Genomic DNA, 20798 nt, shown 5'->3' on the forward strand with positions numbered 1-20798 from the left:
GCCCTTCATTCTTCCGAGACTTGCGGGTTAGCGCTGAAGGGCACGGCGACTTTGTTGTTGATCCGGACCGGTGACCCGTTATGCAGCTTGTTCTGCCCGACGGTGACCACGATATCGCCCGGCTTCACGCCATCCAGCACCGCGACCTGGTCGCCCCGTGTCTGCCCGGTCTTCACGAAGACCTGGCGAGCAGTCTGCTGCTGCCCGTTCTCGCCCTTGCCGGCATTTTCGACAAGATAGGCGATATCGCCGTAGGAATTGTAGTAGATCGCGGTCTTCGGTAGGGTCACATAATCCTTCGGCGCACCGACCTCGATGTCGACGGTTGCGAACATTCCCGGCAGCAGCTTCTCGTCGGGGTTTTTGAATGTCGCCCGAACTTGGACATTCCGACTCGCGGTGTTGACAAGCGGATTGATCGCCAGAATCTGTCCGTTGAATGTCTGGTCAGGATAGGTATCGACCTTGGCGGTCACGGCTTGGCCGACCTTGATCTTCGCCAGCGCCTGCTGCGGCAGGTAGAAATCGACGAAAATCGGGTCGAGTTGCTGCAGCGTCACGATCGGCGTGCCAGGCGCGATATATTGGCCAAGATCGACCTTCCTGATTCCGAGCCGCCCAGCAAAAGGAGCTCTGATCGACTTGTAATTGACCAGCGCCTGCTGCTGCGCCACCTGCGCTTGGTTGTTCTTGAGCGTCGCCTGATCAGTATCAGCAGTCTGTTGGCTGATGGCATCAGTCTTGACCAGCCTGCTGTCGCGGTCAAAGTTGAGCTGGGCCAGCGCCATCGTCGCCTCGAGCGCGTGGAGATGGGCGATGTCGTCGGCGTCTTCGAGCTCGACGAGCATCGCTCCCTCCTCTACTCTCTGACCGGAAGCGAAATGGATCGCCTTGACGATGCCGGAGACCTGAGGGCTAAGGTCGGCCCCCTTCTCGGCGCGCATGCTACCGACCGCCTCCAGGCGATCCTGCCACCGTTCTGTGCTGGCCTTAATCGTCGAGACGGTCTGCGGCGGGTTCCGTAAACCCGCGATTGCCTTCTGGATCATCCTGGCCCTGAAAGCTTCAAACCCGAAGACCGCCGCAAAAACCAGGCCGACCGCGACCAGCATGATGGTCATTCGTCGAAGCATCGGGGTTCCGGCTCGTGCAAATTACGTTCGATAACGCACGCAGCCGTCCGCCGCATCACACTCTCCCGAAATTGATCGAGACGGTCAGCACCTTGGTACGGACGCCGCCCACGACGCCCCCTTTGGCCGCAACTTAATGTTGCGATCGGAACCGGGAGGCGCCCGGATACGTTAAACGGCTAAAGCTGGGGTCTTTACTATTGCGCCCAATTTTGGAGCCCGCCCGAAGGTGGTCAGCGAATGATCGCAGCGCGCATGCGGAACCTGTGCAGTGACTGGCAATCCAATCTATCTCGCCACCATCTGTCCTCCCCGTGATCATTGCGGTCACGTTCCATGAGGCGGCACACCGCTTTTTCGCCCACCTATTGGGCGACGACACTGCTTGGCGCTGCGGCCTCTCCCCACACCAGCCGAATCTGCGATATTCTCGCCGATCGTCCGCATCAGGCGAGCTTATTCAGGTCGCAAGAAGATCGACGGAGGGGCACGGGCCCCTTCGTCTGTTGCTGCGATACGACGTTGTTCAGAACGGCGAATCCGGGAAGTAGAAATCTTTCGCGTTGGCCTTGGTGATGAGTGTCGCGTCCAGGATGTAGCTGCCGCGAACCGGGGCCTGATTATAAAAGTTGGCGGCGGTCAATTCCATGGCGGTTGCAACCATTGCCGGCGGGTAAAGCACGTCCACCGGGATCAGCTTGTCGCCGTCCATAACCTTCTTGACCATGTCCTTCGAGCCGGCGCCGGCGATGACATACTGAATGTCGGTCCGCTTTGCCTGATCGATGGCCTGAAGCACGCCCACTGCCATGTCATCATCCTGGCACCACACCACGTCGATCTTGGGGAACTTGGTCAGGTAGTCCTGCATGACCTTGAAGGCATCGTCGCGATTCCAGTTGCCGAACTGCTTTGCGAGAACCTTCACGTTGGAGCCGGCGATCGCCTTGTCGAAGCCGTCCTGGCGCTGCTGGTCGATCGGGATCGGCAGGCCGCGGATAACGGCGACCTGAGCATTCGGCGTGTTTTTCTTGATGTATTCACCTGCGGTGGCACCGAGTGCCGGGTTGTTACCGGCTACATAAAGATCGCGAACCGAATTGTCGTTGTTGCTGGGTGCCCGGTCCACAAGTGCGACAAATATATTCTTGTTCTTCACCTCCTTGATGGCATTGACCAGGGGATCGGGATCGGATGGCAGGATGACCAAGGCGTTGATGCCTCGGGTCACGAGATCTTGCACCGCATTTGCCTGCGTTGCTGGATCGGGAGACGTCTTCACGATGACGTTCAAGCCCGGATGTTGCGCCATCAGCAGCTTCGCCATCCTTTCGGCATGAAACACCACGCCGGCGGTCCATCCATGGTCGGCGGCGGGAATGGAAACGCCGATCGTCACTTTCTTGTCTTCGGCGTGAGCTACGCCCATCAAAGCCGCCATGACGACGGCCAAGCCCAGTATTCGCTTCCGCATGTCTTCCTCCCAGAGCGGGTCTTGTGATCAGCGACCGGCGACCCGATAACCCGGCCGTTTACGATTTCCGTACCAGGGAACGTTGCACCAACATCGCAACGATGATGATGGCGCCCTGGATCGCGCCGATCAGATATTCGCTGACGAAATTCGAAAGCAGCATGATGTTGCCGACGATCTCGAGTATGAACGCTCCGCAGATCGTGCCCCAGACGCGGCCGACGCCGCCGCGCAGCGCGGTGCCACCGACCACGACCGCGGTGATGGCCTGCAGCTCCCACATGAGCCCGGTCGTTGCGGACGTGGATCCCAGCCGCGGGATGTAGAGCAGACATGCTACGGCCACGCACAGGCCCTGGATGACGTAGGTCATCGTGCGCACGCGTTCGACGGAGATGCCGGAATAGCGCGCCACGTCCTCATTGGATCCCACGGCCAGAACATGGCGGCCATAACGCGTTCTGTGCAGCACGAAGGCGCCCACGGCGGCTGTGACGACGATGACGATGATGGGCACCGGAATTCCCAGAACCGAGCCGAAATAGGCCGGACGATACAGGGAATGGATCTCCGAAGACCGCAGCGTGATGGCGCCACCCTGCGACAGCCATGTCGTAAGACCGCGATAGATCCCCATGGTGCCGAGCGTGGCGATGAAGGGCTCTATGCCGCCTGCCGTCGTGATCAGACCGTTGGCCAGGCCGCAGGCAGCGCCAATGACGATGGCAAGCGCCATGGCGACGACGAGCATCGTCGCGGGATCAGCGATAACGCCGCTGTTCATGAACATGATCGTCAAGCTGGCGACGAACGCGACCATGGAGCCGACGGAGAGATCCAGGCCGCCGGCCGATATCACAAAGGTCGCACCGACGGCGATGATGGCGATGAAGGCGCTGCGGGTGATGACGTTCAGCAGGTTGTCGATGCTGATGAAGTTCGGGTTTGCGATCGCCCCGAGTACCAGAAGAAGGGCCAGCGCGAGGAAAGGGGCGACAGCCCGCAAGTCAATGTCTTTCCAGGACTTCCGCATTTTTCGAGTATCTGCTGCGAAGTCGGTCATTTCGGTTATGCAGCCTCTCCGGATTTGACGCCAGTCGCCAGCACGACGATCTCGTTCTCGTTCATGTGCTCGCCTGTGACCGCGCCGACGATCTGCCCGGAGCGCATGACAATGATGCGGTCGCAAATGCCGATCAGTTCCTGCATTTCGGACGAGACGACGATGATCGAGCGCCCTTGCTCGGCGAGTACCGCGATGAACTTGTAGATCTGTTCCTTGGTGCCGATGTCGATGCCACGTGTCGGCTCGTCGATGATAATGATGGAAGGGTCACTCATCATCATCTTGGCGAGCAGCAGCTTCTGCTGGTTGCCGCCCGAAAGCTGGCCAACGAGCATGTCCTTGCGGCTGGCGCGGATGTCGAACTCGCCGATCGCCTTGTCGAGCGCGACGCGCTCCTTGGCCCGGTCGATCTGAAACCCGCGCCGGAATTTGTCCAGCGAGGCGAGCGTCAGGTTGACGCACAGATCCTCGGCCAGCAGCAGGCCCTTGCCCTTTCGATCTTCGCTGAGATAGGCGATTCCGGCCTTCAGGCTGGCCTCGACATGCGGAAACTGCACCGGCTTGCCGTTGATGCGAATGACGCCGCGGCCGGGCCGCAGGCCGACAAGGCCTTCCATCAGCTCCGTCCGCCCGGCGCCGACCAGACCGGCAAAGCCGAGGATCTCGCCCTTGCCTAGCTGGAACGACGCATGTTGCGCGAAGCCGGAGACGGAAAAATCCTCGATCTCCAGAATTGTTTCCCGCGCGGCCGCGGCGTGGCGATCGGGATAGAGCTTGGCCACATCGCGACCAACCATCAAACGCGCCATATCGACCGGCTGCAATTCGCGCGTCGCGTGGCTGGCGACAACGCGGCCGTCGCGCAGCACGGTGACCTTGTCGGCGATTTGCTTGACCTCCGGCAGACGGTGCGAAATATAGAGGATGCTCACGCCCTTGGCGCGGATATCGGCGATGACCTTGAGCAATGCCCTGGTTTCGATTGCCGTGAGCGAGGCGGTCGGTTCGTCGAAGATCACCACGCGGTGCGGAACCAGAAGCACCCTGGCTATCTGCACGAGCTGACGTTGCGCGATCGACAGACGTCGCACCACGACATCGGGATCCACGTCGGCGCCGAGATTGCGTATGGCCTGGCGCGCGCCTTCGTTCATGGCGCGGTCGTCTACGACAATGCCCTTGGGCAATTCCCGGCCGAGATACACGTTCTGCGCAACCGTAAGATCGGGCGCAAGAAGGATCTCCTGGTGGACAAGGACGATGCCGCGACGTTCCGCGTCGACTGGCCCGGTCAGAACAGCGGTTTCGCCGTCGATCCGCAATTCGCCGCGCGTCGGCTGCAAATGGCCGGCCAGCAGCTTCATGAGAGTCGACTTGCCGGCACCGTTCTCGCCGATAATGGCGTGAACCTCCCCAGGATACGCCGCCAGGCTGACGTCCTTCAGGACCTCCACCGGACCGAAGGACTTCGACAGCCCCACCGCCTCCAGCATCGAGGCGCCGGTGGCACCGGACAGATCGGCGGCGAGCGCCTTCATTCGACCTTGGTCCATATGTTGCCGGCTTTCGAAGACGCTACGGCCGCCTCAATGAAGCGCATGCCGGCCAAGCCGTCATATACGGTTGGATAGATCGTTCCGGCATCGGGCGGAGCGCCGGTCCGCGCAGCGCGGATTGCCCGCGCAGCTTCGGCATAGATCGTGGCAAAGCCCTCCAGATACCCCTCGGGGTGTCCACCCGGGAGGCGGGAGACGCGGGCAGCTTCAGGCCGCGCCCCGGCGCCGGCGCGGGTGAGCAATTGCTTCGGCTGGCCGAAACGGGTGAACCACAGATAGTTCGGGTCTTCCTGGCTCCATTCCAACCCGCCCTTGGTGCCGTAGATGCGCAGCTTCAGGGCGTTTTCGTTGCCGACCGCGACCTGGCTTGCCCACAGCAGACCACGCGCGCCGCCCTGGTAACGCAACATGATCTGGACGTGGTCATCGAGCAGGCGGCCAGGCACGAAGGTGGTAAGCTGCGCCAGAAGCGCATCTGTCTTTAGTCCGGTGACGAATGCAGCGAGATTGTAGGCATGTGTTCCGATATCGCCGATGCAGCCGCCGGCTCCCGAGCGCTTTGGATCGGTGCGCCACTCGGCCTGCTTGCTTCCCGAAAGCTCGGCGCGCTCGGTGAGCCAGTCTTGCGGATATTCGACCTGCACGACGCGGACGTCACCCAACTCGCCGTTGGCGATCATGGCGCGCGCCTGCCGGATCATCGGATAGCCAGTGTAGTTGTGGGTGAGGACGAACACCTTGCCGCTGCTTTCCACGAGCTCGGCCAGCCGCTCGGCGTCGGCCACCGTGGTCGTCATCGGCTTGTCGCAGATCACATGGATTCCGGCCTCGAGGAAAGCGCGGGCAGCGGGCGCGTGCACATGGTTTGGCGTCACGATCGACACTGCCTCGATCCCGTCGGGGCGCGCGGCCTCGGCCCTGGCCATCTCCTCGAACGATCCGTAGGATCTTTCGGCCGCGATTCCGAGCTCCACGGCCGACGCCTTCGCCCGGACAGGGTCTGAGGACAGCGCCCCCGCGACCAGTTCGAACTGCCCGTCGATCCGCGCCGCTATGCGATGGACGGCACCGATAAATGCGCCCTGACCGCCGCCCACCATGCCAAGTCTGATGCGGCCGCCTGTGCTGTCGTACCCGCTTGCTTCAATCGCCATGCGAACCCCCTAAGCCAGACCGAGCATCTTGCGGTTCGCCAGGTCGTCGGTGCCCGCCCCGGCAAAATCATCGAAGGCGCGCTCGGTCACGCGGATGATGTGGTGCTTGATGAACTCCGCGCCTTCGCGCGCGCCGTCCTCGGGGTGCTTGAGCGCGCATTCCCACTCCAGCACCGCCCAGCTGTCGAAATCGTAGGCTGTCAGCTTGGAGAAGATGCCGCCGAAATCGACCTGTCCGTCGCCCAGCGAGCGGAACCGCCCGGCCCGGTTGACCCAGCTCTGGAAACCGCCATAAACGCCCTGTCGGCCGGTGGGATTGAATTCTGCATCTTTCACGTGGAAGGCCTTTATGCGCTCGTGATAGATGTCGACGTAGTCGAGATAGTCGAGCTGCTGCAGCAGAAGGTGCGACGGATCGTAGAGCAGATTCGCCCTCGCGTGATTCTTCACCCGTTCGAGGAACATCTCATAGCTGACGCCGTCATGCAGATCTTCGCCGGGATGAATCTCGTAGCAAACGTCGACGCCGTTCTCGTCGGCATAGTCGAGCAGCGGGGTCCAGCGTCTCGCCAGCTCGTCGAACGCTGCTTCCACGAGTCCGGCCGGACGCTGCGGCCACGGATAGATATAAGGCCATGCCAGCGCCCCGGAGAAGGTGGCATGCGCCTGCAGACCGAGATGTTTCGATGCTCTCAGCGCGCGCGTCACCTGATCGATCGCCCATTCGGTACGTGCCGACGGGTTACCGCGCACTTCCGGCGCAGCAAAGCCATCGAAGGCAGCATCATAGGCAGGATGGACGGCGACGAGCTGGCCCTGGAGATGAGTGGAGAGTTCGGTGACCTGCAGGCCATGACGTGCGGCGATCCCGCTGATTTCGTCGCAATAGATCTTTGAATCGGACGCCTTCTTCAGATCGAACAGACGCGCGTCCCAAGTGGGGATCTGTACACCCTTGTAGCCGAGCGACGATGCCCACGCGCAGATCGCGTCAAACGAATTGAACGGAGCCGCATCCCCGGCGAACTGCGCCAGGAAAATGGCTGGGCCCTTTATCGACTTCATGAGCTTTCCTCCCGAACGTCCCTTAGGGTTTACACAGGTAGAACCGAAATTACGGCAGGTTGTCCCGCAGAAAAATATCGATACGGATGCGCTCCTGGTCGGGGCTGATGGGCTCACCCGAACAATGCGCGAGCAGAATTCGCGCCGCAGACCGGGCCTCGTGGCCGGGATCTTGGTTGATGATAGCATCGAGCGTACCGCGGACCAGGAAACGCCGCGTGTGCTGGGTCAGCTCATGAGCGATCCAGACCACCTCTCGCGCGCGGCCCAGATCCTCAAGCGCATCGGCGATGCCACGGTTTCCGGCGCCGCAGCAATATATTCCGCGGAGATCGGCATGGCGCGCGAGCAACGCGGCAGTGAGCTGTTGCGTGCGCTCGCTGTCGTCGCGGCCTTCAATGACCGGTAGTCCGACCAGGTTCGGATACTCGCTGGACAGGATCTGGTGAAAGCCGAACTGCCGCTCGGTGTGATCGCGCAGCGACAACGATCCCGCGATCACGGCAACCGTCCCCTCGCGGTCGGCGAGAAAGCGTCCCATCAGCGTTGCCGCAGTTCGCCCCGCGGCCGGGTTGTCGATACCGACATAGTGCAGGCGGCGCGAGCTCGGCGCGTCCGACACGAGGGTCACCACGGCGACGCCGCGCGCGGCGAGTTCGTCGATCGCGTCGCGCACCTTGGGATGGTCGAGCGCGACGACGGCGACACCCTGATAAGCCCGCGGCAGATTTTCCAGCGCGCCGGCGAGGACATCCGGATCGAACACGTCGACATGGAGGATATCGATGAAGCCACGCTGACCGGCGAGCCAGCCTGCGGTGCGCTGAACCTGCTCGGTCAGATTGGTCATGAAACTGTTGCTGCCGGCCGGCAGCACGAAGGCGAAGCGGTATGTCTGCCCGCGGGCGAGCCGCGCGGCCGCGACGTCGGCGCGATAGCCGAGCTTTGCCACGGCGGCCTCGACACGCGCGACGGTCTTGGCGCGCACGCCCTCGCGCCGGTTGACGACGCGATCGGCGGTCGCGAGGGAAACGCCCGCCGCGCGCGCGACATCCTCAAGCGTGGCGCGAACCGGCGGCTGGGTCGCACCAACGCTCATGAGCGCGCCGCCCACAGCATGCCGCGGGTCATCAACGTCCGGATCTCCGGTGCGTCGAGCTCGTAGGCACGGTGGCCGAGCGAGGAGTAGAACACCCTGCCGGCGCCGTAGCGCTTCTTCCAAACTACAGGCATCACCACGCCATCGATCCAGGGCGCGTGCTCGCCAGTGAAGGTGGTCGTCGCCAACACCTCGTTGGCGGGATCGACATGCATGTAGTACTGCTCGGAACGATACTCGAAGCTCTTCAGACCCTTCATGATGGGGTCATCCGGCTTCGTCACGTCGACCCTGTAGTCGATGATGTTGCCGGGATGGGCGACCCACTGCCCACCGCACATGAACTGGTAGTCGACGGACTCGCGGAACGCATCGCCCATGCCGCCATGATGGCCGGCGAGCCCAACGCCGCTCCGGACCGCCTCACAGAGATTGAGCGCCTCCGGTTTCTCGATCTTCGCCATGGTATAGATCGGGATGATCAACGAGAGATCGTGAATGGCAGGATCGGCGAATGCCGCCGTCGTGGTCTCGATCCGCACCTCGAAGCCTTCCGCCTTCAGCCAGCCGCGGATCATCGAAGCACAGAGATCGGGATCGTGTCCCGGCCAGCCGCCCCAAACTATCATTGCCTTGCGCATGTCTCTGTCCTCAGTCGATCTGCCCCGTTTCACGTCCGGCCGGCAGCATCGCCGGTCGCTCGACGCGGTTCTCGATTTTGACGCGCCGTCCTTCGTCGGCGGAGGTCTGGAACGCCTCCATCACCTCCAGCACGTGGAATGCGAGCGCGCCGCTGGCGCGATGCGGCCGGTTGTTCAGGATCGCGGAGGCCATGTCGGCGACGCCGATGGAACGGAACTCGCCTTCAACATGGCCGTGTGTCAACGGCACCGTCTCCCATTCGCTACCGGTCTTGGCGACCTGCACCTCGCCGCCGAAGCGGTTCGGGTCGGGCACCAGCATGCTACCCTTGTTGCCATAGATCTCGATCGGCGCGTGCCGATGCTTCGGCACATCGAAGCTCATCGCGATCGAGACGACCGGCCCGCTCTCGAATTCGAGCGTACCCGCGACATGGGTCGAAACCTCGACCGGGATCAGCGTGCCGTTCATCGGCTGGCTGGTGACCAGACGCTCGGATTTCGGGCGCGCAGTCGAGCCCATCACGCTCGCAACGGGGCCAAGCAGCTGCACGAGATCGGTGATGTAGTACGGGCCCATATCCAGCATCGGCCCGCCGCCGCGCAGATAATAGAAGCCCGGCGCCGGATGCCAGCGCTCGTGGCCGGGGCAGCCAAAGAAGGCGCTGCCCGCCACAGGCGTGCCGATCGCCCCGTCGTCGATCAGCTTGCGCGCGGTCTGGTGCCCGCCGCCGAGGAAGGTGTCGGGCGCGCAGCCGACGCGAAGATTCTTCTGCGCGGCAAGATCCATCACCTTGCGGGCTTCCGCGACGTTGATGCCGAGCGGCTTCTCGGAATGAACGTGCTTGCCGGCGTTCAGCACCGCGAGACTGACGTCCGTATGGGCGAGCGGTACCGTGAGATTGATGACGATCTCGACGTCGTCTCGCTTGAGCAATTGGTCAACCCGCATCGCCGGCAGCCCGAAGGCTGCGCCCTGCCGCTCCGCGGCATCGCTGCGCATATCGGCGAGCGCCTTGATTTCGATGACCGGAAAGCGCTGGGCCGCCTTCAAATAGGCGGTGCTGATATTGCCGCAGCCGATGATTCCGATGCCGACTCTTCTCATCTCGATCTCCCTGAAGTACCGTTCATCCCTTGACCGCGCCTGCGGTGAGGCCGGCGACGATGTGCTTCTGCGCCAGAAGAAAGAGAATGATGGTCGGCAGGATGGTCAGCGTGATGAAGGCCAGGATCAGATGCCACTCGGACGAATACTCGCCCTGATAGACCATGATACCGAGCGGCCAGGGATAGAGCGCATCGGTGTTGAGCATCACCAGCGGCAACAGATAGGCGTTCCAGCTGTTGACGAAGGTGATGATACCGACAGTCGCCAGAATCGGCCGCGACAACGGCAGCGTCACATAGCGGAAGAACTTGATATAGCTGCAGCCATCGACCAGCGCAGCCTCAAGCAGCTCATGGGGAATATCCCTAAAGAAGCGCCGCAGCAGCAGCACGCTCATTGCGAGGCTGAATGCGACCTGCGGCAGCGCGACGCCGAAATACGTATCAAGCAGTCCGAGATCGCGCACCTTGATGAACAACGGCAGCACGGCGGTCGCTGCCGGAAACAGCAGGCCGAGCGTCAGGTAGCTCAGCAGCATCGATGAGCCGTAAAACTTGACATGGGCGAAGGTGAACGCCGCCATCGAGGCTGTGATCAGGGTCAATGTCACCGTGAGCGTCGAGATGATCAGCGAGTTGCGCAAGAGCTGCCAGTAACGCCCTGAAAACAGGATGTCGGCATAATTCTGCCATTCCCAATGACGTGGCAGGCCGAACGGATTCACGCGCAATTCGCCGAGCGATTTGAAGCCGCCGAGCAGGGTCGCGAGCAGCGGCACCAGCACGAAGACGGCAACGGCAGCGAGGAACGCCGCCTTGAACAGCACGGCGGGATCGTACGGCGCGCGGACGGTCTCGGCGTTACTCATCGCGCATGAACCATCGCTGGTAGGTGAACGCAAAGGTCACGCAAATCACGAACAGGATGACGCCGATGGCGCTGCCATAGCCGACCCGCATGCGCGAGATGCCATTGTTGTAGAGGAAGCTCACCATGGTGTTGGAGGAATCGGCAGGCCCCCCGCGCGTCAGCGGCATGACGACGTCGAACAGCTGCAGCGAGCCGACGATAGCGAAGAACATGGAGAGCCGGATCGTCGGATAGAGCAAGGGGATCACCACATGGCGCAGGGCTTGCGAGCGCGTTGCGCCGTCGATCCGCGCCGCCTCGATCAGGCTCTTGTCGAGACTCTGCAGCGCCGCGATGAACAGCATCATATGGAAGCCAAAATACTTCCAGACGATCACGATCAGCACCGCCAGAATCGCTGTGTCGGTCGAGGCCAGCAGATGCGGCGGCTCGGCGCCGAAGGTGCGCCAGATCGAGGCGACCAGGCCGTAGTCGCCGTCGTAGACAAAAGAGAAGATCAACCCGGTCGCGATCTCGGCCAGGATGTAGGGCATGAAGAACAGCATGCGCAGCGCGACCGCCCCGCGAAAGCGCTCAGCGAGCATCAATGCCAGCGTGAGCGCAAGCGGCAGCTGGACCGCGAGCGAAACCGCGATGATCAGCCCGTTGTTGCGCAGCGCGAGCCAGAAGGCGCGAGTCTCCAGCACGAAGCGGTAATTGTCGAAGCCGATCCAGTTGGTCGGCCTGCCGAAGCCATTCCAGTTGAAGCCGGAATACCAGGCCGCCTCGCCGATTGGCAGCACCACGAACAACGTGAACAGCAGCAGCGCCGGCGGCAAGAACAGGATCAGCACCGTGAAGCGGCCGTCCCAGCTCGGGCCGCGGATCGCGGCCTGCGGGACCGTCTCGTCAGCAACGCCCATCGCCGACACGATCGCAATCCGCCGCGCCACCGTCAGTTGCCCTGCTTACGCGCAGCTTCGATCGCTTTCGCTGCGTCCTGCGGGCTCATGCTGCCACCGGCGATCTCCGCGCTGACGTCATTGACGACGCGACCGACCGAGGGGCCGAGGCTCTGGTCATAGAAGTTCTGGTGATAATCCGACTTCGCCAGATTGGCCGCGATCAGCTTCATGAAGGAATTGTTGAGGCCGGCGTCGGCACCCTGCACGACGGGGATGATGTAGTTGCCCGCCGCAAGCCGCGTCTGCACGTCCTTGGAGATAAAGTACTTCAGGAAATCGACCGCCTCCTTTGGCGAGCCTTTGGTGACTAGCCAGCCGGTGATGCCGCCGAGCGTGTCCGTCTGCCCGCCCTTACCGCCTGGTACCACCGGAAAATCGAACCAGCAGATCTTGTCCTCGCTCAGTCCGACTTTGTCGGCCGCCAGCGCGCGCTGCAGATTATAGATGCTGGAGATCGCCAGCGTCATCGCCGCCTTGCCGTCGCCGAAATAGCCGACGGCCTGGGGATTCTTGAAGCCGAGAAAGCCGTTCTGGAACGGCTGCAGGTCGACGAGCTGCTTGAACAGTTCGCCGGACTTCTGGAAGGTCTCGCCGGCGAAGCCGCCATTCTCGCCGCGCAGCGCGGCGTCGAAGGCCGGCTTGCCGCCGATGCGCACCGCAAGATGCGTCCAGTAGAAGTGCAGCGGCCATTTGTCGGCGCCGCCGACCACGATCGGCGTGACGCCGGCCGCCTTCAGCATCTTCACTGCGGCGAGCAGATCGTCCCAGGTCTTGATGGCGGCTGGATCGACCTTCGCCTTGGCCATGAGTTCCTTGTTGCAGACGAAACCGACCTGCGACAACGCGACGGGCAAGCCATAGACGCGGCCATCGCTGGTGAAGGCAGCGAGTGCCGCCGGCGTGATGCTGTCGCTGTAGCCCTTCACCTGGTCGGTGATGTCGTCGAGGACGCCGGCCTCGATCTGCGCCTTCAGAACGCCGCCGGCCCAGCTGTAGATGATGTTCGGCCGGTCCTTGGATTGCAGAATGGTCGGCAGCTTGGCCTTGTAGGCCTCGTTCTCGAGGAATTGCATCTCGACCGTGACGCCCGGATGCGACGCTTCATAGCTGCGCGCGACCTCTTCCCAGATTTTCACCTGGGCCGGATTGACCTCAATATGCAGCCACTTTACCGTCGTGTTGGCTGCGGCAACGTCGACCAAAAGCAGGCATACGGCAGCGGCGAGTCCCAGCTTCCTGAGCAGTCTCATCACCTTCCTCCCAACCGACTTTTGTTCTTTGGCTACAATCCTGCCCCCGATTTTTGAGGTACGCAACTAAAATTCTGCGCTATGCACCTCACGCGCGATCTAAGCAAGGTTGAGCGTCGCACCGCCCGCAACGCAACCGACGGCTACCCACATCCGCAGTTTATTCCGACCTCGCTGGCAAGGCCGCTCCGTCACGGCGGGCGCAGCGGACATTGGCGCTGCGAGACGAAGGTCGGTGGAGTTCAAGCTCCGCAAGGAACGATGGCTCATTGGATGACATCCAAATATCGGTATCGCCTGCTCGCGAGCCGTAAGCTCGCCCGATGCCGGCAGAGTGAGTTTCTGTCACTCGCCTTCAGCCGTGTCCCCTCGTCGCGCGATCGTTGCGTCGACGCGGGAGACGACTCATGTGACTTCGGTAGCCGACGTTGCTTCCCACGCGCTCTCCCGCAAGGGACGGGCCACGGCAGCACTGCCCGCTATAGGCGCCGCGCCGCCAGCTTGCTTCAGTCGCCGAGCGGTCCGTCTGAATGGCCATCCGTGCCCTTCAGCAATTCGTATTTGATCCGCCGCATCCGGGCCTGGGCTTCGAGGGGCTTGCAATAGGCCGCCGAAGCGGCAAGCAGATCGATGGTCGCGAGAAAGGCATAGCGCGACGCGGTGGGCTTGAGCGCTTCGGGCAATCGCCTGCGCCGGATGAACAACACTTCCCAAACTAGCCGGCTCGTCGCACGGCCTGCGACGTACGACCATGAAAAGCGTCGCACGAGACCCGACTTGCGCTGCCTGAGAAATTAAAAAAGCCCTTGCGGGCCAATCTCTTAAGGATGGTGGGCGCACCAGGGCTCGAACCTGGGACCCGCTGATTAAGAGTCAGCTGCTCTACCAACTGAGCTATGCGCCCGAAAGGCGGTCAATGCCTTGCGAGGCCGGTCGTTTAGCAAAGCGATCCGCCTCTGGCAAGCGATGCGGCGCATGTTTTCCAAGGTTCTTCCACAGCCCCAAAAATGCGAAAAGCCGCTGGAATTCCAGCGGCTTCGCCAAGATCAATTCAAAGGCCAATTCCCGGGGAATCCCGATCCGCTTACAGACGGCCTTCCCGATCAGAGCCGCCATCGCGGTCGGAATGGTCGCCGCCGCGGAAGTGATCCATGCCGCGCTCCATCATGCGGTCCATGCCGCGTTCCATGAACCGGTGGTGCGGGCCGTCTTCGCCGCCGCCGAACGGGCCGCGGTGGCGGGTCAGTAGCGCCAGGCGCCGCTTCTGGCCGTCGTCCAGGGTCTTGTAGAGCGGATCGGCGGCATCGGCGATCTTCTTCAGGGCCGCAGACGTCGCGCCCATGTCATCGGCGCGCTGGCGCAGGCGGGCGACCGGATCCTCCGGCTGGTCGCTATCCTTGGCAGCATCGCCGGGGCCCGCATTCATCCGTGCATTGGCGCGGTCGAGGCGCAGCTTGGCGAACTCGCGCACGGCGGCCTCGACCGGCGGCCACAGCTTTTCCTGATCGGCGTTGAGCTTCAGCCCGGCATGGACGGCGGCGATCCGCGCGTCGACGAGGGCGGCGCGGTCTTCCGGGTTCAAGCGGATGTGGTGGAAGTGCTGCATCCACGGACGGTGATATTGGGCATAGACCGCGCCCGAGCCGGCGATGCTGAGCACGGCGATGGCGGCGATGGTGAACTTCCTCATCCGGACCTCCTCTGGAAGGATGCCCGTGATGATGAGCGCCGAACGACCGAGGTGCAACTTACAACTTGGACAGGAAGAGCGTGCTGACCAGGACGTCACGCCCCTGAATGTCCGTTCAGTCGCAATCGGAAATCATTCGCAACAAAAGGGCTTCGGTGCAGTGCACGGAAGCCCTTCGTTCATCGCCGATGAGATCAGTTCGTCGAGATTAGTTCGTCGTGCTCTTGGATTCTTTCAGAAATTCGTCGATCAACGGCTGGCCGACGCGGCTTGCGGCGTCCTTGTAGACCGGCTCCATTGCCTTGTGCATCGCTTCGTCCTGCTCCGGCGTGAGCTTGATGATCTCGCTCTTGCCGCTCTTCTTGATCTCGGCGAACGCGTCGTCGTTCTCCTTCTGCGACTGCGCGTTGTTGAAGTCGGTCGCCTCCTTCATCGCCTTCGAGAGCTGGTCGCGGATGTCGGCCGGCAGACCGTCCCAGAACTTCTTATTCACGATCACGACGTAGCCGATATAGCCGTGATTGGTCTCGGTGATGTACTTCTGCACCTCGTGCATCTTCTGCGTATAGATGTTCGACCAGGTGTTCTCCTGGCCATCGACCACGCCGGTCTGGAGCGCCTGGTAGACTTCCGAGAACGCCATCACCTGCGGCAACGAGCCGAGCGCCTTGAACTGGGCCTGGAGCACGCGCGAGGACTGGATGCGGAACTTGACGCCTTGATAATCGGCCGGGCTCACCAGCTTCTTGTTGGCGCTCATCTGCTTGAAGCCGTTGTCCCAATAGGCAAGGCCGGTGATGCCTTTGGAATCCAGCAGTTTGAGCAGCCGCGCACCGAGCGGGCCTTCCGTCACCTTCCGCAGCGTCTTCAGGTCGGGAAGGATGTAGGGCAGATCGAACACCTCGAATTCGCGGATGCCGAGGGGGCCGAATTTCGAGTTGGACGGCGCCAGCATTTGCACGCTGCCGAGCTGAAGCGCCTCAAGCTCTTCCTTGTCTTTGTACAGCGTCGAGTTCGGATAGATCTCGATCTTGACCTTGCCGCCGGTGTACTTCTCGGCGAGTTCCTTGAATTTCTCCGACGCCTTGCCCTTCGGCGTGTCGGCGGCAACCACATGGCTGAACTTGATAATGATCGGGTCGGCGCTGGCGGGGCCGGCAAGGCCCAAAGCCAATGCCGCGACGGACGCCGCGATCACGAAGATGCGCATAATCTCTCCCTGTTGTTCTTGGGCCGCCCGGCGCGCGGGCGGTCTGTCCTCATGCCGGGCACATCAATACAGGCCGGCGTCCGTGCGTGCTATTGGCCGTTAGCAGGGCAGCTATTCGTGGTGAATGCGAGCCCCGCTGCGCCCCCTCTCCCGCATCCGTCTTCGCCCGAAGGCGGGCTTCGGCGGACAAGAGCGGGAGAGGTGCAACAACTCGCAGCTTCGCGCGTCAGCTCGCCGCAGCCGCCGTCACGGTGTCGCGCTGGCGCTTCATGACGATCTTGTTGAGCGCGCCGAGATAGGCCTTGGCCGAGGCCACCAGCGTATCCGGATCCGCCGCGCGCGCCGTCATCGCACGTCCCTCATGCGACAAACGCACCGAGACTTCCGCCTGCGCGTCGGTGCCTTCGGTCACCGCGTGGACCTGATACAGTTCGAGCTTGGCCTCGTGCGGCACCAGGCGCTTGATGCAGTTGAACACCGCATCCACCGGTCCGTTGCCCTCGGCCTCCTCGATCCTGGTCTGGCCATCGACGTCGAGCTTCATGGTCGCGCGCTGCGGGCCATGGGTGCCGGCGATGACGGTCAGCGAGGTCAGCTTGATGCGATCATGCGAGGCCGCCATCTCCTCGTCGACCAGCGCCTCGATGTCCTCGTCGTAGATGTCCTTCTTGCGATCGGCGAGCGCCTTCATTCGCGTGAACGCATCTTCCAGCTGGTTCGGGCCGAGCTTGTAGCCCATCTCCTCCAGCTTGTGCACGAAGGCATGACGGCCGGAATGCTTGCCGAGCACCAGCGAGGACTGCTTCAGGCCGACCATCTCGGGCCGCATGATCTCGTAGGTCGAGGCGTCCTTCAGCACGCCGTCCTGGTGAATGCCGCTCTCATGCGCGAACGCGTTCCGGCCGACGATGGCCTTGTTGTACTGCACCGGGAACGAGGTCGCCGCCGACACCACCTTCGAGGCGCGGGTGAGCTGCGTCGTATCGATCTTGTTCCAGTAGGGGAATTTGTCGTTGCGCACGTTGATCGCCATCACGATCTCTTCGAGCGCAGCATTGCCGGCGCGCTCGCCGATGCCGTTGATGGTGCATTCGACCTGACGTGCGCCGCCGATGATGCCGGCCAGCGAGTTCGCAACCGCCATGCCGAGGTCGTTGTGGCAATGAACGGAGAACACCGCCTTGTCCGAGTTCGGCACGCGCTCGATCAGCGTCTTCATGAAGTGGGTGTATTCGTCGGGCGTGGTGTAGCCGACGGTATCGGGAATGTTCACCGTGGTTGCGCCGGCCTTGATGACGGCCTCGACGATGCGGCACAGATAATCCATCTCGCTGCGGGTGCCGTCCTCGGCCGACCATTCGACGTCGTCGATCTGGTTGCGGGCGCGCGCGACCATCGCGACCGAGGTCTCGAGCACCTGCTCAGGGGTCTTGTTCAACTTCACCCGCATATGCAGCGGCGAGGTCGCGATCACGGTGTGAACACGGCCGCGCTTTGCGAATTTCACCGCCTCGGCGCAGCGATCGATATCGGCGGGGTGCGCACGAGACAGACCGGCGATGACAGCGTTCTTGGAGCGGCGGGCGATCTCGCTCACCGCCTGGAAGTCGCCTTCCGAGGTGATGGGAAAGCCGGCTTCGATGACGTCGACGCCCATATCGTCGAGCATCTCGGCGACCTCGAGCTTCTCCTCAAAGGTCATGGTGGCGCCGGGGCACTGCTCGCCGTCGCGCAGGGTGGTGTCGAATATGATGACGCGGTCCTTGTCGGACTTGTTCGCGGGGGCCATTGCAAATTTCCTTTTGAGCTTTAGCGCCTGTCGGTCCTGGGCGCTTGGAGGTGTCCGGTGATCTCGACCAACCCCTGAGTGCCCAGGCGCGTGCGCCCAGCCGGCCCTCAGGGGCAGCTAAGAAGGAGCTCGCCACTAATAAGGGTGAGCAGGGACGCGGCCGGGATCGTGGCGGCGGCCAGAGCCACCTCCCCCGAAATCCCATCGATTTGGCCGCGAATCAGCATTGCCAGACCCTTTTGAGCCCTTGATCCTCGGACAAAACCGTTGACGGTTGGTTGCCGGGAGGCTCAGTGCATCGCTTCTAGACGAGAAATGGCAGCAACCGCAACGCCAAAAGATGGTCAGGGGGGCTGACTCACCGGGGACAGCCGTTGGGATAAGCGAAAATGCAGCCAAGTGCTCGACCCATACCGTGAGGTCCATCGATTTTGCGACCATATCAGTACCGACCGACCAGTCTTCGCCAAACCACGTCCTGCGGTAATGGGTCGTCGCTTTTCGCCAGGACCACGATGAGGAGCAGTTGCGCAACGCCTCAGCCTTGCTCATCGCGAGCGCAGGAGCAACACATCCGAATTTCGGTAAAGTGGAATGTTTTCAGGCACGCCGATTGACCCAGCGATTGCGTGTCTTGCCCGTCGGGCAGCGTAAGCCGTTGTAGGTTTGTAGCGCCTGCGACAGGCGCCGCCGTCATGCCCGCGCGAGCGCGTAGCGCTCGTCGCTGGAGGTGCGAGCCTTGCGATGCGACGGATCGCAAGGTGAAGCCTCGAAGGATGGCCACGGGCGCTCGCGGCCCATCCTTCGAGGCGCGCAAGAGCGCGCACCTCCAGCGACGAGCGCTACGCGCTCGCGCGGGGATGACGGTCGAGCTTGTGGCGTCTGGCCCTAACCCGTGCGCCGCGCGCGGGCTCTGGTCTCCCAACGGTTCAGCATCAGGCCAAGTTCGCCCGTGACCGGAGCCGGGGGCGTTATCTTGTTGGCGGCCGTAACCTCGTTGGTGTTGGCGGGCGCGTTGGCGTTGAGCCAGTCCGGCTGTGCGTAGCCGCGCCAGCGGCGGGCTTCGGCACGGCGCTTTTGAGAGACGAGCTCGCGCGTGAAATAACCGGCCGCGAACGCAATCCCGAGCAATACGATCAATACGACGACACCCACAACCAACTCCGGCCTTTCGCCCCACCGGGTTTGTGTGCAGCAATGTGGGCGGGGTCAAGGCCCGACCTGTCTCATCCGAACGAATAGTCGTTCACACCTGACGGACCGACATACGCAAGCCTATCTCGCGCCATTTGAGACAGACCTGCGACGAATTCGCGGCATCATTGCGATATCGCGCGAAGGATGCGCATCCATTGCTCGCAACCGCCCGCGGACCGGACTAACCTCTGGCCGCTCGGCCGGATCAACCGGCCAGCCGAACATGACCGGGAGGACGCGAATGACACGCCAACAGCAGCGTGAGCAGGATGCTGCGCTTTCACGACGGACGCTGGTGCAGGGGCTTGCGCTCGGTGCCGCAGCCACGATGGCCGGAGCTGGCACCGCGCTGGCCCAGACCAGCCCCGCCGCTCCGCCGACGACGATCACCACCCCGCCGCGCGATTTCAGCCCGCGCGGCGCACCGACCACTTATTTCTGGGACCCCGACATCATCGCGGTCGATCCCGCCTTCAACGATCTCGCGCAGCCCAACACCGCGATCAAGCGCCTCTACACGGGCGTGTTGTGGGCCGAGGGCCCGGCCTGGAGCGCGCAAGGTCGCTATCTCTTGTGGAGCGACATTCCCAACAACCGGCAGATGCGCTGGAGCGAGGACGACGGCCACGTCAGCGTGTTCCGCACGCCGTCGAACTACAGCAACGGCAACTCGTTCGACTTCCAGGGCCGCCAGCTCTCCTGCGAGCATCTGACCCGGCGGGTAACACGCTACGAGCATGACGGCACCGCCACGATCCTCTGCGACAATTATAATGGCAAGAAGCTGAACTCGCCGAACGACGTCGTCGCCCATCCCGACGGCAGCTACTGGTTCACCGATCCGCCCTATGGCGGCCAGCTCTACGAGGGCGAGCCGGACGGACCAGGCGGTGCGAGCAATGCAGGCGGCAAGCTCAATCCGCGGATCGGACAGCCGGCCGGCTTCACACCGGGCAAGCGCGAGCTGCCGACCAATTGCTATCGCATCGACCCCAGTGGACGCGTCGATCTCGTCGTCGCCGAAGATCAAGTGCCAGATCCCAACGGTCTTTGCTTCTCGCCCGACTTCAAGAAGCTCTACGTCGTCTCGACCGGCAAGGGTCCGGGCGATGCGGGCGCGGGAGGTAAGGGCGAGGTCTTCGTATTCGACGTCGGCAGCGACAACAAGCCGTCGAACCAGAAGCTGTTCAGCGACTTCATGATCGACGGCGTCAAGTGCGGACCGGACGGCGTGCGCTGCGACGTCAACGGCAATGTCTGGGCCTCCAGCAATGCCGGCCGCGCGGTCGGCTATAACGGCGTGACAACGTGGTCGCCGGACGGCAAGCTGCTCGGCCGCATTCGCCTGCCCGAAGTCTGCGCCAACATCTGCTTCGGCGGCCCCAAGCGCAACCGCCTGTTCATGGCCGCGAGCCAGTCGCTCTATGCCGTGTACACGGCCACGCAAGGCGCAGGGCCGGGCTGAGGCAGCCCGGCTTCACAAGATGGTGCCGGCGCAATGCGCCGGCACCAGATTCCGAAGATTGGGCTCGATGATTGAGCGGCCCTG

Annotated in this window: 19 protein-coding genes and 1 tRNA gene; 1 reads left to right on the forward strand and 19 read right to left on the reverse strand. The window is 62.7% G+C overall.

What is annotated here, in order from left to right:
- Positions 1-5: 5 nt before the first annotated feature.
- The 19 genes from JJE66_RS00380 to JJE66_RS00470 all read right to left on the reverse strand — a co-directional run bounded on the left by JJE66_RS00380 (position 6) and on the right by JJE66_RS00470 (position 19213).
- Complete coding sequence (locus JJE66_RS00380; protein ID WP_246756013.1) at positions 6-1121, reverse strand: efflux RND transporter periplasmic adaptor subunit; 1116 nt, start codon at positions 1119-1121, stop codon at positions 6-8.
- 538 nt (positions 1122-1659) lie between these two features.
- On the reverse strand, positions 1660-2607 hold the full coding sequence (locus JJE66_RS00385; protein ID WP_200512161.1) for a substrate-binding domain-containing protein: 948 nt from the start codon (positions 2605-2607) through the stop codon (positions 1660-1662).
- Between the two features lie 58 nt (positions 2608-2665).
- Positions 2666-3670 carry an ABC transporter permease gene (locus JJE66_RS00390; RefSeq protein WP_200512162.1) on the reverse strand — a complete coding sequence of 335 codons (1005 nt, stop codon included), beginning with the start codon at positions 3668-3670 and terminating at the stop codon, positions 2666-2668.
- 5 nt (positions 3671-3675) lie between these two features.
- Complete coding sequence (locus JJE66_RS00395; protein ID WP_200512163.1) at positions 3676-5211, reverse strand: sugar ABC transporter ATP-binding protein; 1536 nt, start codon at positions 5209-5211, stop codon at positions 3676-3678.
- Positions 5208-6383, reverse strand: a complete 1176-nt coding sequence (locus JJE66_RS00400; protein ID WP_200512164.1) for a Gfo/Idh/MocA family protein — start codon at positions 6381-6383, stop codon at positions 5208-5210. The genes JJE66_RS00395 and JJE66_RS00400 overlap by 4 nt, the downstream gene beginning before the upstream one ends.
- A 9-nt stretch (positions 6384-6392) precedes the next feature.
- The gene (locus tag JJE66_RS00405; RefSeq protein ID WP_200515233.1) at positions 6393-7448 is read right to left on the reverse strand and encodes a sugar phosphate isomerase/epimerase; all 1056 of its coding nucleotides are present in this window, start codon (positions 7446-7448) and stop codon (positions 6393-6395) included.
- Between the two features lie 49 nt (positions 7449-7497).
- On the reverse strand, positions 7498-8547 hold the full coding sequence (locus tag JJE66_RS00410; protein ID WP_200512165.1) for a LacI family DNA-binding transcriptional regulator: 1050 nt from the start codon (positions 8545-8547) through the stop codon (positions 7498-7500).
- Positions 8544-9188 carry a ThuA domain-containing protein gene (locus tag JJE66_RS00415; protein ID WP_200512166.1) on the reverse strand — a complete coding sequence of 215 codons (645 nt, stop codon included), beginning with the start codon at positions 9186-9188 and terminating at the stop codon, positions 8544-8546. The genes JJE66_RS00410 and JJE66_RS00415 overlap by 4 nt, the downstream gene beginning before the upstream one ends.
- Before the next feature lie 10 nt (positions 9189-9198).
- On the reverse strand, positions 9199-10296 hold the full coding sequence (locus tag JJE66_RS00420; RefSeq protein WP_200512167.1) for a Gfo/Idh/MocA family protein: 1098 nt from the start codon (positions 10294-10296) through the stop codon (positions 9199-9201).
- 22 nt (positions 10297-10318) lie between these two features.
- Positions 10319-11167: a carbohydrate ABC transporter permease gene (locus JJE66_RS00425; protein WP_200512168.1), complete on the reverse strand. Its 849-nt coding sequence runs from the start codon at positions 11165-11167 to the stop codon at positions 10319-10321.
- Entirely contained in the window at positions 11160-12101 is a 942-nt protein-coding gene (locus JJE66_RS00430) for a carbohydrate ABC transporter permease (protein WP_200512169.1), read from the reverse strand. The genes JJE66_RS00425 and JJE66_RS00430 overlap by 8 nt, the downstream gene beginning before the upstream one ends.
- Before the next feature lie 2 nt (positions 12102-12103).
- Positions 12104-13363 (reverse strand): extracellular solute-binding protein, encoded by a 1260-nt coding sequence (locus JJE66_RS00435; protein ID WP_200512170.1) that lies wholly within the window; start codon positions 13361-13363, stop codon positions 12104-12106.
- A 506-nt stretch (positions 13364-13869) separates the two neighbouring features.
- Positions 13870-14046 (reverse strand): hypothetical protein, encoded by a 177-nt coding sequence (locus JJE66_RS00440; protein WP_246756015.1) that lies wholly within the window; start codon positions 14044-14046, stop codon positions 13870-13872.
- Positions 14047-14191: 145 nt separating this feature from the next.
- Positions 14192-14267: transfer RNA gene (locus JJE66_RS00445), tRNA-Lys, on the reverse strand.
- Entirely contained in the window at positions 14258-14425 is a 168-nt protein-coding gene (locus JJE66_RS00450) for a hypothetical protein (protein ID WP_200512171.1), read from the reverse strand. The genes JJE66_RS00445 and JJE66_RS00450 overlap by 10 nt, the downstream gene beginning before the upstream one ends.
- A 22-nt stretch (positions 14426-14447) precedes the next feature.
- A complete protein-coding gene (locus JJE66_RS00455; RefSeq protein WP_200512172.1) occupies positions 14448-15053 on the reverse strand; it encodes a Spy/CpxP family protein refolding chaperone in 606 nt (201 codons plus the stop codon).
- 208 nt (positions 15054-15261) lie between these two features.
- Entirely contained in the window at positions 15262-16263 is a 1002-nt protein-coding gene (locus tag JJE66_RS00460) for a TRAP transporter substrate-binding protein (protein WP_200512173.1), read from the reverse strand.
- Between the two features lie 226 nt (positions 16264-16489).
- A complete protein-coding gene (locus JJE66_RS00465) occupies positions 16490-18052 on the reverse strand; it encodes a 2-isopropylmalate synthase (protein ID WP_200512174.1) in 1563 nt (520 codons plus the stop codon).
- A gap of 888 nt (positions 18053-18940) precedes the next feature.
- Positions 18941-19213 carry a hypothetical protein gene (locus tag JJE66_RS00470; protein WP_200512175.1) on the reverse strand — a complete coding sequence of 91 codons (273 nt, stop codon included), beginning with the start codon at positions 19211-19213 and terminating at the stop codon, positions 18941-18943.
- A 277-nt stretch (positions 19214-19490) separates the two neighbouring features.
- Between JJE66_RS00470 and JJE66_RS00475 the strand changes: the two genes are divergently transcribed.
- Positions 19491-20714 (forward strand): SMP-30/gluconolactonase/LRE family protein, encoded by a 1224-nt coding sequence (locus JJE66_RS00475; RefSeq protein WP_200512176.1) that lies wholly within the window; start codon positions 19491-19493, stop codon positions 20712-20714.
- The last annotated feature ends 84 nt before the right edge of the window (positions 20715-20798 follow it).

It is taken from the genome of Bradyrhizobium diazoefficiens, assembly GCF_016612535.1.
Classification (GTDB): Bacteria; Pseudomonadota; Alphaproteobacteria; order Rhizobiales; family Xanthobacteraceae; genus Bradyrhizobium; species Bradyrhizobium diazoefficiens_C.

Bases quoted from the DNA above. Each gene is read 5' to 3' on its own strand.
- JJE66_RS00455 (WP_200512172.1), bottom strand. From the start codon at position 15,053: ATGAGGAAGTTCACCATCGCCGCCATCGCCGTGCTCAGCATCGCCGGC.
- JJE66_RS00420 (WP_200512167.1), bottom strand. From the start codon at position 10,296: ATGAGAAGAGTCGGCATCGGAATCATCGGCTGCGGCAATATCAGCACC.
- JJE66_RS00390 (WP_200512162.1), bottom strand. From the start codon at position 3,670: ATGACCGACTTCGCAGCAGATACTCGAAAAATGCGGAAGTCCTGGAAA.
- JJE66_RS00435 (WP_200512170.1), bottom strand. From the start codon at position 13,363: ATGAGACTGCTCAGGAAGCTGGGACTCGCCGCTGCCGTATGCCTGCTT.
- JJE66_RS00405 (WP_200515233.1), bottom strand. From the start codon at position 7,448: ATGAAGTCGATAAAGGGCCCAGCCATTTTCCTGGCGCAGTTCGCCGGG.
- JJE66_RS00460 (WP_200512173.1), bottom strand. From the start codon at position 16,263: ATGCGCATCTTCGTGATCGCGGCGTCCGTCGCGGCATTGGCTTTGGGC.
- JJE66_RS00475 (WP_200512176.1), top strand. From the start codon at position 19,491: ATGACACGCCAACAGCAGCGTGAGCAGGATGCTGCGCTTTCACGACGG.
- JJE66_RS00415 (WP_200512166.1), bottom strand. From the start codon at position 9,188: ATGCGCAAGGCAATGATAGTTTGGGGCGGCTGGCCGGGACACGATCCC.
- JJE66_RS00410 (WP_200512165.1), bottom strand. From the start codon at position 8,547: ATGAGCGTTGGTGCGACCCAGCCGCCGGTTCGCGCCACGCTTGAGGAT.
- JJE66_RS00400 (WP_200512164.1), bottom strand. From the start codon at position 6,383: ATGGCGATTGAAGCAAGCGGGTACGACAGCACAGGCGGCCGCATCAGA.
- JJE66_RS00385 (WP_200512161.1), bottom strand. From the start codon at position 2,607: ATGCGGAAGCGAATACTGGGCTTGGCCGTCGTCATGGCGGCTTTGATG.
- JJE66_RS00380 (WP_246756013.1), bottom strand. From the start codon at position 1,121: ATGACCATCATGCTGGTCGCGGTCGGCCTGGTTTTTGCGGCGGTCTTC.
- JJE66_RS00395 (WP_200512163.1), bottom strand. From the start codon at position 5,211: ATGAAGGCGCTCGCCGCCGATCTGTCCGGTGCCACCGGCGCCTCGATG.
- JJE66_RS00465 (WP_200512174.1), bottom strand. From the start codon at position 18,052: ATGGCCCCCGCGAACAAGTCCGACAAGGACCGCGTCATCATATTCGAC.
- JJE66_RS00425 (WP_200512168.1), bottom strand. From the start codon at position 11,167: ATGAGTAACGCCGAGACCGTCCGCGCGCCGTACGATCCCGCCGTGCTG.